The 16,879-nt window shown below is 36.9% G+C and carries 14 protein-coding genes; 3 read left to right on the top strand and 11 right to left on the bottom strand.

The genetic code is table 11. The annotated features are described in order from the left end of the window. Positions 1 to 24: 24 nt before the first annotated feature. The 7 genes from HHL20_RS10995 to folE form a co-directional block, all read right to left on the bottom strand. Positions 25 to 531: a ferritin gene (locus HHL20_RS10995; protein WP_169231264.1), complete on the bottom strand. Its 507-nt coding sequence runs from the start codon at positions 529 to 531 to the stop codon at positions 25 to 27. 121 nt (positions 532 to 652) lie between these two features. After that, positions 653 to 1,105, bottom strand: a complete 453-nt coding sequence (locus tag HHL20_RS11000) for a hypothetical protein (RefSeq protein WP_169231265.1) — start codon at positions 1,103 to 1,105, stop codon at positions 653 to 655. Between the two features lie 177 nt (positions 1,106 to 1,282). After that, a complete protein-coding gene (locus HHL20_RS11005) occupies positions 1,283 to 2,296 on the bottom strand; it encodes a hypothetical protein (RefSeq protein ID WP_169231266.1) in 1,014 nt (337 codons plus the stop codon). 139 nt (positions 2,297 to 2,435) lie between these two features. Continuing rightward, entirely contained in the window at positions 2,436 to 5,087 is a 2,652-nt protein-coding gene (locus tag HHL20_RS11010) for a 4-alpha-glucanotransferase (RefSeq protein WP_169231267.1), read from the bottom strand. Between the two features lie 124 nt (positions 5,088 to 5,211). Continuing rightward, positions 5,212 to 6,375, bottom strand: a complete 1,164-nt coding sequence (locus HHL20_RS11015) for a T9SS type A sorting domain-containing protein (RefSeq protein WP_169231268.1) — start codon at positions 6,373 to 6,375, stop codon at positions 5,212 to 5,214. 170 nt (positions 6,376 to 6,545) lie between these two features. Beyond that, positions 6,546 to 8,012, bottom strand: coding sequence for a cysteine--tRNA ligase (cysS, locus tag HHL20_RS11020; RefSeq protein WP_169231269.1), 1,467 nt, complete (start codon positions 8,010 to 8,012; stop codon positions 6,546 to 6,548). Between the two features lie 284 nt (positions 8,013 to 8,296). Further along, a complete protein-coding gene (gene folE, locus HHL20_RS11025) occupies positions 8,297 to 8,962 on the bottom strand; it encodes a GTP cyclohydrolase I FolE (RefSeq protein WP_123852707.1) in 666 nt (221 codons plus the stop codon). 97 nt (positions 8,963 to 9,059) lie between these two features. Here folE and HHL20_RS11030 point away from each other — a divergent pair, with 97 nt between their 5' ends. The 3 genes from HHL20_RS11030 (at position 9,060) to HHL20_RS11040 (ending at position 11,664) form a co-directional block, all read left to right on the top strand. Continuing rightward, positions 9,060 to 10,214 (top strand): hypothetical protein, encoded by a 1,155-nt coding sequence (locus HHL20_RS11030; protein ID WP_169231270.1) that lies wholly within the window; start codon positions 9,060 to 9,062, stop codon positions 10,212 to 10,214. A 15-nt stretch (positions 10,215 to 10,229) separates the two neighbouring features. Further along, positions 10,230 to 10,715, top strand: a complete 486-nt coding sequence (locus HHL20_RS11035; protein WP_169231271.1) for a hypothetical protein — start codon at positions 10,230 to 10,232, stop codon at positions 10,713 to 10,715. A gap of 265 nt (positions 10,716 to 10,980) precedes the next feature. After that, a complete protein-coding gene (locus tag HHL20_RS11040; protein ID WP_169231272.1) occupies positions 10,981 to 11,664 on the top strand; it encodes a hypothetical protein in 684 nt (227 codons plus the stop codon). 106 nt (positions 11,665 to 11,770) lie between these two features. On the opposite strand, the gene metF is transcribed toward HHL20_RS11040, so the two are convergent. Genes metF through HHL20_RS11060 form a run of 4 tightly spaced genes read right to left on the bottom strand, consistent with a single transcriptional unit; the run spans position 11,771 to position 16,834 of the window. Further along, a complete protein-coding gene (gene metF / locus HHL20_RS11045; protein WP_169231273.1) occupies positions 11,771 to 12,730 on the bottom strand; it encodes a methylenetetrahydrofolate reductase [NAD(P)H] in 960 nt (319 codons plus the stop codon). 5 nt (positions 12,731 to 12,735) lie between these two features. Beyond that, entirely contained in the window at positions 12,736 to 13,062 is a 327-nt protein-coding gene (locus tag HHL20_RS11050; RefSeq protein ID WP_169231274.1) for an EF-Tu C-terminal domain-related protein, read from the bottom strand. 9 nt (positions 13,063 to 13,071) lie between these two features. Next, on the bottom strand, positions 13,072 to 15,738 hold the full coding sequence (metH, locus tag HHL20_RS11055) for a methionine synthase (protein ID WP_169231275.1): 2,667 nt from the start codon (positions 15,736 to 15,738) through the stop codon (positions 13,072 to 13,074). Between the two features lie 4 nt (positions 15,739 to 15,742). After that, positions 15,743 to 16,834 carry a fatty acid desaturase family protein gene (locus HHL20_RS11060; RefSeq protein ID WP_169231276.1) on the bottom strand — a complete coding sequence of 364 codons (1,092 nt, stop codon included), beginning with the start codon at positions 16,832 to 16,834 and terminating at the stop codon, positions 15,743 to 15,745. Positions 16,835 to 16,879 lie beyond the last annotated feature (45 nt).

Raw genomic sequence — 16,879 nt, forward strand, 5'->3', positions numbered from 1 at the left:
CCGAAACTTTATATCAATAAGTTATTATTCTCCTTTAGGATTAAAAACCCTCTGCGCCAGCTCCTGATCGAAAAGGTATAAAGCCGAAGGATTATCAGATACCATTTTAATTTTTGTTACCAGCTGGGAAGCGCTTGCCTCCTCTTCTACCTGCTCGTTAATAAACCACTGCAGGAATGAAGTGGTAGCAAAATCGCCTTCGTCATTCGCGTTCTTTACAATGTTGAAAATACTTTTTGTTACTTTTCTTTCATGCTCCAGTGCTCTTTCAAAAATATCAATAGCCCCCAGAAACTCATGTGGCGGTTTTGGAATCTCACCAATAATAATCTCCCCTCCTACATCATTAAGATAATCAAACATTTTATCGGCATGCATTAATTCTTCTTTGCTCTGCACTCTGAAATAGTTGGCAATTCCGTCAAGATCTTTTCCTGAAAACCATGCAGACATTGACAGATAATATTGAGCAGCATATTGTTCGTGAGCTATTTGTTCGTTCAATAATTTCGCAATTTTCTCGCTAATCATAAGTATAAATTTACAGTCAAAATTAGTGAATAAACTCCTAAAACAAAAGTTTTAATAAAATTAATAGAAAAAAGGACGGTATTTAACCGTCCTCTAACACATTAAAAAATCAAAATTATAACTACTTTGTCACATCCGGAGCTGCCGTATTCATTGGCTTATGCATTTTGGCTCCTCTTTCTTTCATTGCCATTCTTCTCTGCTCCATTTTAGCTTTTCTGTCGGCCTGCCATTTATCGTACTGTTGAGGCGTTAAGATCTGCTTCATATCCGCGTCCATTTGTGCTCTTTTGGCTTTCATCTGCTCTGCTCTGGCCATTCTTTCGCCTTTATTCTTCTCGAATTCAGATTTCATTTCAGCTTTTCTTTGCTCATGAAGAGTTTTAATTTTCTCAACCTGAGCCTGGTTTAAATTTAAATCTTTCTGCATCTGAGCCATATGCTCCTGCTCTTTTTGCTGAAACTTTTGCTGCATCTCAGCTCTTTTTGCCTGTCTGTCTTGTGGAGTAACCTGTTGAGCCATTGCAAAACCTCCGAATCCGATAAATGCTACCGCTAATACTAATTTTTTCATATTACAAATCTTTAATTATTTCTTTTATATCTTTTTGATTATTAGTTAAAACAAAAGTTAAATAATAAATATCATAAATATTGTTAAAATTAAATATGAATATACTAATTTAAAAAAAACAAAAAGAGCAGATTAAAAAACCTGCCCTTCACACCACTTAAATATAATATATGAAAATTAATTCTTTGCAAATCCGTTTCTGAAACCGCCGTTGCTTCTTCTTTCGCCACCATTATTCTGCTGTCTTGGTGCAGCACTTTCACTTCTTCCAGAACCTCCTCCATTTCTGAAGCCTCCGTTATTTTCTCTTCTCGGAGCTTCTTCTCTTTTTATTTCTCCTCCTCGGAAGCCTCCTCCTCTGTTGCCGCTATTCTCGGCTCTTTCAGATCGGAATCCGCTATCATTTCTCACACCACCATTATTATTTCCTCTGAAACCTCCATCATTTCTCGGCGCATTACCGTTATTTCGGAAACCGGAATTATCGTCATTTCTGTTTTCAGTACGATTGCGGAAGCCTCCGTTATTTCCATTGTTACCATCTCTTACAGGACCTCTGAAACCATTGTTTGGCCTGGCGCTGGATCTTACAATATTAAAGGTAGGATTATCCATTCTTCTGAAATGCGATCTGTCTACTCTGTAAATATTGATATTTACATTTCTGTATCTAGGCATCGGTCTGCAGATTGCCGCATAATGGGTTCTTCTGTAATTCTGGAAATACACTACCGGACTGTACCCTCTGTAATAATTATTCTGGAATACTACAAAAACCCTTGGCCCCATAATTCTTTGTAAAGCGTAGAATCTGTCATAATACCATCTGTCCGGATTGTATCTGTAGAATCTGTTCCATGATGAAAAACTTACATAAAGATTATTCAATCTCAGGATCTGATCAACCTGCCATGGACTTAATCTGTTTTGTGTAAAAAATACATTCCAGTTGATGTTAACGATACTGTTCCTGTAATCATTATAATTACTTTGGTAATAATTCTGAGGATAGTAATCCTGTGGATAATTGTAGTAATAATCATCAGGAAAATAATTCTGGTCATCTTCATCGCTGTAATAGCCTCCATCATTCTGATAATATCCGTCATTGTCGTATCCGTAATCCGGATACTGCTGAGCAAAGGAAAAAATTCCGAGACTCAAAGCAAAACCGATCAATATTTTTTTCATTTTTATAGTCGTTAATTGGTTAATAATATAGTAGAATTGTTCATTCTATCTTTTTGATATAAATAGAAAAAAGAAGTTAAATCATACGATAAAACTTCTTTTAATTATATATTAACCAATTGATAATCAAATGTTAAATTTATGATCTTCCACTATCTCTCATCCAATCGGCTATCTTTTTATTAAATCCGGCCTCATGGGTAAGATCCTCAAGTTTAAGATGCATTCGGTATCTCCAGTAATGCGGGAATACAGCCGGATTATTAATTCTTTCATTATCCATTTCAATATTTGCCAGCTGTTTATCGGTTGCCAAAAATTCCTGTATAGGGAAGATCGCAAGCATCGCATCATTGTAAAGATGCTGCTTCATGATAACTTCGGCCAGATGCGGATCCAGATTTTCCGGCGCCTGCCCGTACTGAATCAGCTGAAGATTAAAATACTGTTGGGTGAGCGAAGGATTTTCTTTCCACCACTGTCTCAGCGTTGAGCTGTCGTGAGAAGATGCCGTTACCACATTCAGGTAGCCTGCATTTTTAGGATTATAAAAAGGGATGTTATCTGAAGGCATTCTCTGAACTTTCAAAGCAACTATTGCCAACTCGTCCATTACTACGGGAACACAGTGCGGAACCAATCCCAGATCTTCACCGCAGATGAGCATCTTTGTAGCATTCAAAATAACAGGTAATTTTTCCATCGCTTTTTCGTACCAGAGATGATCCTGTCTTTTGAAGAAATAATCGTGGTACAGATCGTAGATTGCTTTCTTTTCCCAATCCGAAAGATACTTGTATGAATCGGTGCGGTATACATTGAATCGCGGGTGGTAAACAACTTGTCCGTTTCTTTCTTCAATTAAAAACAAAACATTGGCGCATAATGATATGAGCTGATTTTCAATAGGCCCTCGAGGATTTTTTTTGAAGAAATCCGACAGTTTTCTTTGAGTATTAAATTCTTCCTTAAATGAATAGGTCCCGTCGTGATTATTATTAATAAATTCAAGAGCTTTTCCGCTTTCTTCACCGAAATAGTTCCAAAGAATCTGATCGTTGATATACGGTTTACAGTATCTGTCGAAGTTAAAAGGAATGTGCCATTTGCCAAATTCTTCAAGGGTAACCGGAACTGCAGGGTAAAAATATCCCAGAATTCCCTGCGTAGCGGAAACCGGCATCCTCCAGATTCTGAAAAATCCTAAAATATGATCAATCCTCATGGCGTCAAAATACTGTTCAAGTGCTTTGAATCTGTTTTTCCACCATTTGTAGTCGTCGGCTTTCATGGCTTCCCAGTTGTATGTCGGGAATTCCCAATTCTGGCCTAATTCCGTAAACTGATCCGGTGGTGCACCAGCCTGAAAATCCATTCCGAACAGCTCAGGTTCCGTCCATGCTTCTACCGAATATCTGTAAATCCCGATCGGCAGATCTCCTTTTACGGAAACACCTAAGCCATGCGTATAATCAATCGCATCTTTTAATTGTCTGTGCAGCTGATACTGCACCCATGCATGAAGCATAGAAGCATCATAATCTTTGCTTTTTGGACTTAAAAAAGGAGCAATTTTCCCGGGAATATATTTTTTATGCGTCTTCCATTCGTTGAAGTTCGGAGTTTTGTATTTATCTCTCAACACACAGAATGCCGCGTAAGGAATCAGCCAGGATTCATTGTCTTTAATAAATTTTTTGAAATTCCTGTCCTTGTAAATTTTTTCTTTATCAACATCAAAAACCGCCTTCAGATACTTCCATTTCCCTGAGATCATTTTCTCATAATCAATTAAATCGAGGGCATTCAGTTCGGCTTTTTCAGTTTTATATTCAGCGGTAAGGTTTTCTGGAAGCGGGAAATCCAGCTTTTCCAGAGAAATATATTGGGGATGAAGTGCATATACTGAGACTGCAGCATATGGGTAAGAGTCTGTCCAGGTATAATTTGCGGTAGTATCGTTGATCGGAAGAATCTGAATAATTCCCAGATTGGTTTCTTTGGCCCAGTCTGCCAGCTTTTTCAGATCTGAAAATTCACCAACCCCAAAGCCGTCATCCGTTCTCAGCGAAAATATCGGAACGGCAACCCCGGCATCATGATACATCTGGTAAAGTTTGAATTTAAAGTAATGATCTGAAACGATCTGCAGAACATCTTTAGATATATTCGGCAAAGCAAAACGGTTTTCACCTGTTTCTACATCAAATACTTTCCCGGCCGCCTTGTCATAGAGGCAATATTTATATTGTATAAATTCGTTTTCAGGAATTTCAACTGAAGTTTCCCAGACTCCATATTCCGTCTGAGACATATGAATGGCTTTATCATAATCCCAATTTCCGAGGGAAGCGGTACTTCCGAACAGCACAACCGTCCAGTCCGGATTATAAATAGGTGCCTCAATTCTGAATAAGTGGGTATGCTTCTTTAAAACCGATATTTTCTCGGGCCTGAAGGTATTCAGCTTGTTGTAAAGAATTTTATTGTTGAGATAATTCTCAGGAAAATTTTTATTATTCCAGTGATCGAATATGATAAACTCTTTATAGTTGTGAGGAAAACCAAGTCGGTGAGGAACAAATTCTTCCCGCAGGAGATTTCCTCTTTCATCTACAAGCTGATATTGATAGGAAATAGATTTTGAAAAATAATCTACCTCACATTTCCATTGCCCATTTTCCTCATAAAACATAGGATGAATCTGTGATACAGCATCTTCTCCGCTAATAACCAGCTGTAATCTTTCTCCAACTTTTGTACTGTAACCTACATTAAAGTATATCTTCATTTATATTTTTTTATAAAAATACATTATAATATTGTAAAATAAAACTTATTGAATATCAAATATTCATTAAAAAAACCTTCTCAAATTAGTTTGAAAAGGTTTGATTTTTTTGTAAAGATAAAGATTATTCTGTTACCAGAATTTTCTTGCTGAGCAGCACTTTTCCGGATTCATCAGTAATGTTTACAAGATATGCTCCTCCGATAAGGTTTTTAAGATAAACCTGCTGACGTAGTGATCCGTCTTTTACAGATGCATTCTGTTTCAGCACATTTTTGCCGGATAGATCAAATACATTCAGCGTGATATTTCCTTTTACGGTTTTATCATTAACACTGATGTTAATAAGCTTTTCATCTACTTTTGTAGGATAAATATCAATGTTTGCAAAGACATTTCCTGAAGCTGCTTTATCATTTGCAAAATATTTGCTGGCAAGATCATAAATATGGAGGTTCTGTTCTCCCGGAAGCTGTTTTGCCTGTAAGGTACTCAGGTCAACTTCGTACAATGCAGCACCTTTTGCGCTTGCAATAACAATATTTCCTTTGGAATTGACAGCAGATCCGTTCACAGAATAATTATCAGGAATTCCAGAAATTTTGCCGATAAATTTTGCCTTTAATTCTTTTGCAGTTACTTTGAAAACATTTCCCGAAGCAGAAAAAACATAAAAATTACCTTCGGCATCAGCAATCACATCTCCTCCAAACCCTGTTTCCATAATGGTAAAAGAATTTTTTCCGTTGGAGGCATCATCTGTAATGATTCCCAAATCGTTTACCGTGTACTGATTTCCTTTTCTGCTGATCTTCAGGAACTGTGTCCCGGCGTTGTTAATTGCATAAATACTGCCGTCGTATCCTGTCGTCATTCTTGTAAAATGAGAATTAATGTCGCAGGCAGTTACTCTTGCCACATTATTTTCAATGAGGGTAATTTCCCGGGATTTGGCATTTAAAACATAAATATTTGAAGAGAACATCGGCATGTACACCAGATTATTGAAAGAATCATAAGCCAATGTGGCCATGTTTACGGCCTGTGCATTGTTGTAGGTATTCTTGTCTTCGGTGACAGAACCGTTTCTGCTTTGTGAAAAAACTTTTGCAGAAGAATCTGCTGTAAAAATTTTCTCGCCGGAGTTACCATTTATTGGATCAATAGCCCTGAAGTCGTTAAAAATAATACTTGGAGTCTCTTTACCGACAAGCGCAAAAAAATCTTGCTGTGCAGAAGCATTAGCCCCGATTAAAAGCAAGAATAAAGGGAATAAATGTTTTTTCATAGTCTATAAATTTTAATTTTTAATCATTTTATTATGACTAAGTTACATATTTTTTTGAATTGATTTAAAAAAAATTCTCGCAGATTTTACAGATTATACAGATTTTAAAATCATCTGCTTAATCTGCAAACCTGCGAGAAGGTTATATCAAGTTAAAACTTATATCCTGATTAATTCAAAACGTAAGTTGTTCCATCTCGTCCGTCTTTCAGCTCAATACCTTCTGCAAGAAGCCTGTCACGGATCTGGTCTGAAAGTTCAAAATTTTTCGATTTCCTTGCCTGATTTCGTAATTCAATTAACACTTTTAAGGTCTGATCCAACTTCTCATTGTTGTTTTCTTCAATGGACTGAAGCCCTAAAACATCAAATATGAAAGCATGTAAAGTAGATTTTAAATCTTCCAGATCTTTTGTTGAAATGGTTTCTTTCCCATCATTCAGTGCAAAAATATATTTTACTGCTTCAAATAAATGTGCAATAAGAACGGGAGAATTAAAATCGTCCGTCAGAGCATCATATGCTTTATTTTTCCATTCCTCAAGATTGAAACCGGATTGTTTTTCATCGTTCGGATTGATTGAATGTAAAACTTTAACGGCTTCCATTAATCTGATAAATCCTTTTTCACTGGCCAACATCGCATCATTTGAAATATCCAGAACACTTCTGTAGTGCGCCTGCAGAAAGCAGAAACGTACAATCGACGGATGGAAAGGCTTTTCAAAGAAATCATTTTCACCGGTTACGAGCTGCATCGGCAGGATGTAGTTTCCTGTGGATTTGCTCATACGCTGGGAATTCATAGTAAGCATATTGGCATGCATCCAGTAATTTACCGGAGCTGCATCATTGCAAGCCTTTCCCTGTGCTATTTCACATTCGTGGTGCGGAAATTTCAGATCCATTCCTCCGCCGTGGATATCAAATGTTTCTCCCAAATATTTTGTGCTCATTGCTGTACATTCCAGGTGCCATCCCGGGAAACCTTCTCCCCAAGGCGAATTCCATCTCATAATGTGTGCCGGAGAAGCTTTTTTCCAGAGCGCAAAATCCTGCGGATTCTTTTTTTCACCCTGCCCGTCAAGATCACGGGTATTTGCAAAGAGTTCTTCTATATTTCTTTTGGATAGCTCACCGTAATTCAGGCCTCTCTTGTTGTATTCCAACACATCGAAATAGACGGAACCGTTGCTTTCATAGGCAAAACCTCTTTCAATTAATTTTTGAGTAAGCTCGATCTGTTCTACGATATGCCCTGTTGCAGTAGGTTCGATATTGGGAGGCAGTAAATTGAACATTTCCAAAACTTTATGAAAATCTACCGTATATTTCTGTACGATCTCCATTGGCTCCAGTTTTTCCAGACGGGTTTGCTTTACAAATCTGTCGTTGTTCACATCACCGTCATCGGTAAGATGTCCTGCATCGGTAATATTTCTGACGTATCTTACTTTATACCCCAGATGAGTAAGGCTGCGGTAAATGAAATCAAAAGAAAGGAAAGTTCTTACATTTCCCAGATGGACATTGCTGTAAACGGTCGGTCCGCAGACGTACATTCCTACATTTCCATCTAAAATGGGTTTGAATATTTCTTTTTCGCCGGTAAGCGAGTTGTATATTTTTAGTTGCATGATTTTAATTTGATTTAATGATTTTAAATTTAGTCTAAAGTTTATTAATTAAAAGATTTTCATCTTTTAACAGCAGCAGGTACAGCAACAACAAATAATAGTTGTTACAAATATTTTGTCTGAAACTTTTTTAAATTTTATCATTATTTAAATTTATCACATTTGATTTTGCGAGGCAAATATCATCTTTTAAAATGAGAATATTTTTATAAAATTCGATTAAAATTCGATTTCCTCCGAAATCATAAAACAATTTATTATCTGAAATTAACTGCGAAAACAAATTAGTCAAGTTTTGCATGACTTCCTACATAATGCAGGAATTCCTGTCTTGTAATAGGATTGGTTCTGAAAATGCCGCTCAATTCTGCCGTAATGGTAGAGCTTGCAGTATCTTTAATCCCTCTACAATTGACGCAAAGATGTTTTGCATCAATGATACAGGCTACATCTTTTGTGCCTAAAGATTCTTTTAAAGCATCTACGATCTGCATGGTAAGCCTTTCCTGAACCTGCGGACGTTTTGCATAATAATCTACGATTCTATTTATTTTTGAAAGACCAATCACTTCACCATTGGAAATGTAAGCAACGTGTGCTCTCCCGATAATGGGCAAAAAGTGATGTTCGCAGAATGAGTATACGGTAATATCTTTCTCCACCAGCATCTGTCGGTATTTGTATTTATTTGAAAATGTAGAAATTCCAGGTTTATTTTCAGGAAGAAGTCCTCCGAAAATTTCGTTAACATACATTTTGGCAACCCTTCTTGGAGAGTCTTTCAGGGAGTCATCGGTCATATCCAGCCCGAGGGTTTCCATGATTTCTCCAAAAAGTTCGGTAATTTTTTCTATCTTCTCTTCTGGCGATTTATCAAAAGCATCTTTCCTAATAGGCGTATGTTCTTTTCCAGTGAAAATATCATCGTCGTTGTCAGTAAAATCAACCATTTTTATTTAATTTGCACAAAAATACGGATAAAATCTGTTCGTCATATTTAATTTAGCCGAAAAACATTATCTTTCGCCGCCAACATCACTTTACGCTATGATTATTGCTGAAGAAGTACAAAGCAAAGCCCAAGGAAGGGAATTTTTAGAATTTCCGGCAAGACTTTATCAACACGACCCAAACTATGTAAGACCTTTGGATAAAGATATTAATGAAGTCTTTAATCCTGAAAAGAACAGATTCTTCAAGAACGGAGAATGTGCCCGGTTTTTGTTTAAGAACAAAGAAAATGAAACTGTAGGTAAAATAGCTGTTTTTATTAACAATTTTTACGAGCAGCAACAGCCTACCGGCGGAATAGGATTTTTTGACTGTATTAACGATCAGGAAACCGCGAATTTCATTTTTAATTATTGTAAAGAATGGCTGCAAAAGCGTGGAATGGAAGCCATGGACGGATCAATTAATTTCGGGGAGCGTGATAAATTCTGGGGTGTACTTATAGAAGGCTTTGAACAGCCTTTGTACGGAATGAATTACAATTTTTCGTATTATAAAGAACTTTTCGAAAATTATGGGTTCAGGGTATATTTTGAACAGCTCTGTTTTTCAAGGCCTATTTTTGCAGAAGTGTCCCGTGTTTTTACCCTTATGCATGCAAAACACCAACGCAATCCTGATATTTCAGCGAAACCGATGAAAAAAAATAACCTGCACAAGTTTGCTAAGGACTTTACAGAGATCTACAATAAAGCCTGGGCTACACACGGTGAAGGAAAATGCATGCAGGAATCTAAGGTTCTGAAGATGTTTAAAACCATGAAGCCTATCATTAACGAGCATATTTCGTGGTTTGTGTATGAAAAGGAAAAACCTATTGCCATGTGGATGAATATTCCTGATTTGAACCAATGGTTTAAATATCTGAATGGAAAATTCGGCTTTGCTCAAAAGCTTAAGTTTTTATGGGTTAAAAAATTTAAGAAGAATGAGAAAATGATTGGTCTTGTATTTGGAGTAGTTCCTGAATGGCAGAAAAAAGGCATTGAGGGATATATGATCTGGGAGGGCACCCAACATCTGAGAAAACATACCGATTTTAAAGTCACGGAAATGCAGTGGATCGGAGATTTTAATCCTAAAATGATAAAAATTGCTGAAAATCTCGACACTACGGTAACGAGAAAACTTGCTACATACCGGTATTTGTTTGACCGGGATAAGGAATTTGAAAGACATCCGACACTTTAAATCAAAATATAAACTATGGATTCAATAATTATTTTAATAATCTTTTTTCTTCTCATTATATTTTCAATTCCTGCGATTATTTTTCTAATCGCCTATCTTGCTGCGAGAAGCAGAAAGAAAAAACAGAAAGCATTGCTGGAGAAAATAGGTACTCCTGAATATTATGCCTTTGTTCGGTATAATATGGGAAATGCACAGAATGAGTTTTTTAAACTGAAAGCCTTTCAGGGCAGCGGAATTTTATATGTGGAAGGACGCAGTATCTATTTTGAAGATACCCTGCATCAAAATCCACATGTTTTTGCAATGGATGCAAGCAGTATACAATGGCAGGACATCAATATTGTGAATGGATTGCTGAAGTGGTTTTCCATAGCAGATCAGGAAAAAAAGTATTATTTCAATATTGAAAGCGGGATGTTTATTTTTAACCTGGATTCATCCAAACCAACAACTAAAAGTGTATTCGACAGGTTACTGAAATATCAGAATGAGATCTGATAAATTTAGGCGGCGGCTTTGCCGCCGCCTAAATTTATCGTTAATAATACTTGTCTATTAAAACAGTTCTCCCGCTAATTCATTATTTTTAGCGTTCTCTACTTCGTTGATCAATCAAAATTACTGAAAAGCCTTTGTACAACATTAATTGTATTTGATCAATAAGATTTGGACACTTTATTGACTTAATAATCGTTAATTGTTTTTTTAATTAGAGAATAATTGTAATTTTGATCAATTATATTAATCTAATAAACCATTTATAATGAGAATTACAGTAATATTTATAGCATTATTATCATTTATTTCTGCCCCTGCACAAAAGACCATGACCTTGAGTTATGACGGATCACGTTTATTAAATCATACATTTTATCATAATGGAGATACTAAAGGGAAAGGTATTAGTTATGATGATATACAAGGTACACCATACTATAACAAAGCATTTTTACCCGCTAAGTTTATCAGTCCCGGGAATACTGAAACCGCTTTAGCACGCTATAATACTTACTTTGATGAAGTGGAATTTAAAAAAGGTGAAGAAGCATACTCTTTAATTCCTGAGAGTCCTTTTTCAAGAATTGAATTCCAGACTAAAGAAACACTTGTAAGACTAGATAACGGAGCAGATTTAAAAGGATATTATTTTGAACTTGCAGCAGGTAAAAATTCACTGTATAAAAAAGTAAAAACAGAGTTTAAGGATGCTGTGAGCGCTAAAAATTCGTATGATCTGGACAGACCGGCACAGTTTAATGCAACACATCCGGTATATTACATTGTAACAGAATCCGGATTTATTAAAGATCCTAAAAAGCTGAAAGATATTACAGACGCTTTTCCTGCAAGAAAAGCTGATATTGAAAAATTTGCTAAATCAAGTAACATTAAATTAAGTAAAGAAGAAGATCTTATAAAACTGACCAACTTCCTAAATCAGAATTAAATATTTCACCAAGCGAAAGGTATTACTGAATATAACCATAATTTTAAGGCGCAAAATAAGATTAAAATCTTAATTCTGCGCCTTAAAATTATAAGATATATTAATATTAAAACAGTTCTCCCGCTACTTTCTTAATATTGTCACTTTTCCCCATAGAGTAAAAATGCAGCACCGGAACTCCGAAGTCCAGCAGTTCTCTGCATTGATTAACCGCCCATTCAATCCCAATTTGTTTTACGGCTTCATTATTTCTGGCGTTTTCGACTTCGTTGATAAGGTCTTCCGGAAGATCAATTTTAAAAACCTGGGGAAGAAGTTTGAGATGTTTTTTGGTGGCAATTGGCTTTATTCCAGGAATAATCGGAACATGAATATCCATTTCACGGGCTTTTTTTACAAATTCAATGAACTTCTTATTATCAAAAAACATTTGCGTTACAATATAATCTGCTCCGGCATCCACTTTCTGCTTCAGCCATTTTAAATCGTAATTCATGGAGGGCGCTTCAATATGCTTTTCCGGATAACCAGCAACACCAACACAGAATTTATTGTGTTCATCACATTCCTGATCTTCATTGTGAAGATATTTACCTCTTCCGAGATTATTGATCTGATGAACAAGCTCCATCGCACTTCCATGACCTCCGGTAGTAGGTTCAAAATATTGGTGTCCTTTCATCGCATCACCTCTTAAAGCCATAACGTTATCGATTCCAAGATACATACAGTCTACCAGAAGATATTCTGTCTCTTCTTTGGTAAAACCGCCGCAAAGCAGATGCGGAACCGTGTCTACATTGTATTTATGCTGTATTGCGGCGCAAATTCCCAGGGTTCCGGGACGCATTCTTGTAGTACGACGCTCCATTAAGCCGTTTCCTTTATCGATATAAATATATTCTTCCCTGGAAGTAGTCACATCAATGAATGGTGGCTTAAATTCCATTAAAGGATCAATATTTTTATAGAGATCTTCGATTCCGATGCCTTTTTGTGGCGGAACTACTTCAAGAGAAAATAGTGCTTTTCCGTTTGCGTTTTTTATATGGTCGGTGATTTTCATTTAGCTTAAATGTTATTTTTTAAAGTTGCGTTTTTAATTTTTAAAATTTCTCCAACTCCAATAATTTTTGCACCCTCAAGGAATTCAAATTTTACTCCTTCATATAATTTATTTTTAAAAAGGTGTGGAGACATTGGTGTTATTTCAGCTTCGACTTCTTCACCAGGGAAAACCCATTCTTTATTAATAAAAACCTGTCTTCCGGATGATGTTGATTTCTCAAAATCAAATCTTACTTGGGGTCTGTAATTAGATTGAGCAGGAGTCATGCGTCCTCCTTCATCAGTTGTCCGATATTTTAAATACGCAATAGAGTCAAAATCGTCTTTCATAATTTCTTTTTAAATACCATCTGCCAGATTAGGATTTAGCCATTTTCTCGCCTCCTGCAAAGAAAGTCCTTTCCTTTCGGAATAATCTTTCAGCTGGTCTTCTGCAATTTTCCCCAACCCGAAATATTTGGCATGCGGGCTTCCGAAATAATACCCGGAAACTGAAGCAGTCGGGAACATGGCCAGACTTTCCGTTAAATAAACTCCAATGTTTTCTTCCACTTTCAAAACATCCCAAATAGCATGTTTTTCCAAATGATCCGGACAAGCGGGATAACCGGGAGCCGGACGGATTCCTTTATATTTTTCAGCAATCAATTCTTCGTTGGTTAAATTTTCCTGATTGGCGTAGCCCCAATACTCCGTTCTCACTTTTTTATGTAAAAATTCGGCGTAGGCCTCCGCGAAACGATCTGCCAAAGCTTTTACCATAATGGCATTATAATCATCGTTTGCTTTTTCATATTCCTGCGCCAGTTCGTCAGTTCCGAAACCTGTTGTCACACAAAAAGCTCCTATGTAATCTGTTTTACCTGAATTTTGAGGAGCAACAAAATCACTCAGCGCCAGATAATCTTTTCCCCTGGAACGCTGCGCCTGTTGTCTTAACGTAATGAATTTTGCCATTTGATCATTGTTTTTGTTAAACACTAAAATATCATCACTTTCATTAGAATTAGCTTTAAAAATCCCGAAAACTGCTTTTGCCGTTAATAACTTTTCATCTAAAATTCTTTTTAAAATGACCTGAGCATCTTTGAACAGTTCTTTAGCCTGAACTCCAACAACCTCATCTTCCAGAATATTAGGATATTTCCCATGAAGATCCCAGCTTCTGAAAAACGGCGACCAGTCAATAAAAGGCAATAACTCTCTTAAATCCTGATTATCAACAACCGTAATTCCTAATTGATTTGGAGTAAAAATATCTTCGTTTTCCCAGTCAATTTTAAACTTATTTTCTCTGGCTTCTTCAATAGAAACGTAATCTTTTTCTACCTGCCTGTTGAGAAACTTCTCTCTGAACTCAGCATAATCACTTTTAAGGTCATCAACATATTCTTTATTTCGGTCGCCCAATAACGAACTTACCACGTTTACCGCTCTGGAAGCATCATTTACGTGAACCACGGCATTTTTATACTTTAAATCAATTTTTACAGCGGTATGTGCTTTTGAAGTTGTCGCCCCACCGATCAATAAAGGAAAATTCAGATTTTGTCTTTCCAGTTCCTGCGCTATATAGACCATTTCATCCAAGCTCGGTGTGATTAATCCGCTAAGGCCAATGACATCTACTTTTTCTTCAATAGCGGTCTGGATAATTTTTTCAGCAGGAACCATCACTCCGAGATCTACAATTTCGTAATTGTTACAACCCAAAACCACACTCACAATATTTTTACCGATATCATGAACATCTCCTTTCACGGTCGCCATCAGAATTTTCCCGTTGGCAGGTTTTGAACCGTCTTTTTCAGCTTCTATAAAAGGCTGCAAATAGGCCACCGCTTTTTTCATCACCCTTGCCGATTTTACAACTTGTGGAAGGAACATTTTCCCGCTTCCGAACAGATCTCCGACCACACCCATTCCGGTCATCAGATTAATTTCAATCACATGAAGCGGTTTTTCTGCCTGTTGTCTTGCTTCTTCTACATCTTCTTCAATAAAACGGTCGATTCCTTTTACCAAGGCATGCGTAATTCTTTCCTGCAAAGGATGATTTCTCCATTCTAAATCCTCAACTTTTTCTTTTTTTACGGATTTATTCTTTTCGGAATAATCCAGAAGCCTTTCTGTAGCATCTTCCCTTTTATCAAGGATAACGTCTTCCACCAGCTCAAGAAGTTCTTTATTGATTTCATCATACACTTCCAGCATCGCGGGATTCACGATTCCCATATTCATTCCGGCCTGAATGGCGTGATACAGGAAAACCGAGTGCATCGCTTCTCTCACGGTGTCATTTCCTCTGAATGAAAACGATACATTGGAAACGCCTCCACTCACAGATGCATACGGAAGATTTTGGCGCACCCATCGTGTTGCTTCAATGAAGTCGATGGCATTTCTGCGGTGCTCATCCATTCCGGTCGCAACCGGGAAAATATTTAAATCGAAAATGATATCTTCAGCCGGAAAATTTAAACGATTCACCAGAATATCGTACGAACGCTTTGAGATCTCAATTCTGCGTTCATACGTATCGGCCTGTCCTACCTCATCAAAAGCCATTACGATAACAGCAGCACCATATCTTTTAATTGCTTTAGCCTGTTTAATAAACTCTTCTTCCCCGCCTTTCAGGCTGATTGAGTTTACTACACATTTTCCCTGCGCTACCTGCAAACCGGCTTCCAGAATTTCCCATTTTGACGAGTCAATCATCAAGGGAATTCGGGCGATATCCGGCTCGGATGCTATTAAATTTAAAAATCTGATCATGGAAGCCTTACCATCGATCAATCCGTCATCAAAATTGACGTCGAGAATCTGCGCACCTCCCTCAACCTGGTGACGTGCAATATCGAGCGCTTCCCCGAACTTTTCTTCTTTTATTAACCGTAAAAACTTCTTTGAACCGGCAACATTGGTTCTTTCCCCAACGTTGATAAAATTACTTTCCGGTGTTATGATCAAAGGCTCAAGCCCCGATAATCTTAAATATTTCATTAAATTATTCTTCTAAAATAAAATAGGCATTGTTTGCATTCTGCCTGAGCAAATCCACATGTTTGCCCAAAGCGGTGGTAATCGGAAATCTTTTGTATGCTAAACCATGTTCTCTGGCAAACTGCTCAATTTCCTCTGTGATTTCGTTATAATAGGCATAGCTGTAGTTCGGGAAAAGGTGATGGGCAACATGAAAGTTGAAATTTCCCAGCACGTTTCTTACAAACCAGTTATTTTCCTGTAAATCATTGGTTACTTCAAACTGATGATGGAGCCAGCTAAATGGAAGCCCATTTTTTTCATCCAGTTTCGGGAAAGCATTGTCGGGCAGCGGGTGTAATGGAAGCAATACAAAAAGTGCAAATATACTTGCTGCAATCACCTGTAAAAACCATGCTCCAAGAGCCAGCCCAACTGATACTTTAAAAAACAGGGCCGGAATTCCTATCTGATAAAAAAAATAGAACAGCTTATAGGAAATCATTTTTACTTTTTCTTTTACCGGAATTGCTCCCTGCGTTTTCAGGATCACACGGTCGCTATCAAAAAAATCCCTGAAGTCTCGGATAAACATCCAGTTGAATAAATACAGCGGATATACGAGAAAGAAAAACCTGTGCTGATACTTTTGAACGCCTTTTGCTTTAATCCACGGAACAATCAAAAGTACACCACTTTGTTCAATATCAGTATCCCAACCGTCAACGTTAGGATAAGCGTGGTGGCTTGCAATGTGTCTTTTTTTCCAGATATATGAATTAGCCCCCACAAAATCGAAGATCTGCAATACCAAACTGTTGAGTTTTTTGCTTTTAAAAATATTGTTATGCGCTGCTTCGTGAATCAAATTAAGATAGATCAGCACCAAGGATAATCCCATCAAAATAAAACTTAAAATGTACAACCAGGAATTTTCTGCATTGAGCAATGCAAAAACATACAATCCTAAATACAGCATAGGCAATACAATGGCTTTCATCTGAATATAAAAATCCCGGTTTTCAGGAATTGCTTCTACCCTCTGGTTCACTTTCTTTCTTAATTCATTAAATAATTTTGCATCCTCAGAATCTTTTAAGTAAATAGGTTTTTCCATTATATTTAATTTTGTGTGATACTTAAAGATAATATTAAAAACTAT

The sequence above is a fragment of the Chryseobacterium cheonjiense genome (assembly GCF_012927265.1).
GTDB classification, from domain to species: domain Bacteria; phylum Bacteroidota; class Bacteroidia; order Flavobacteriales; family Weeksellaceae; genus Chryseobacterium; species Chryseobacterium cheonjiense.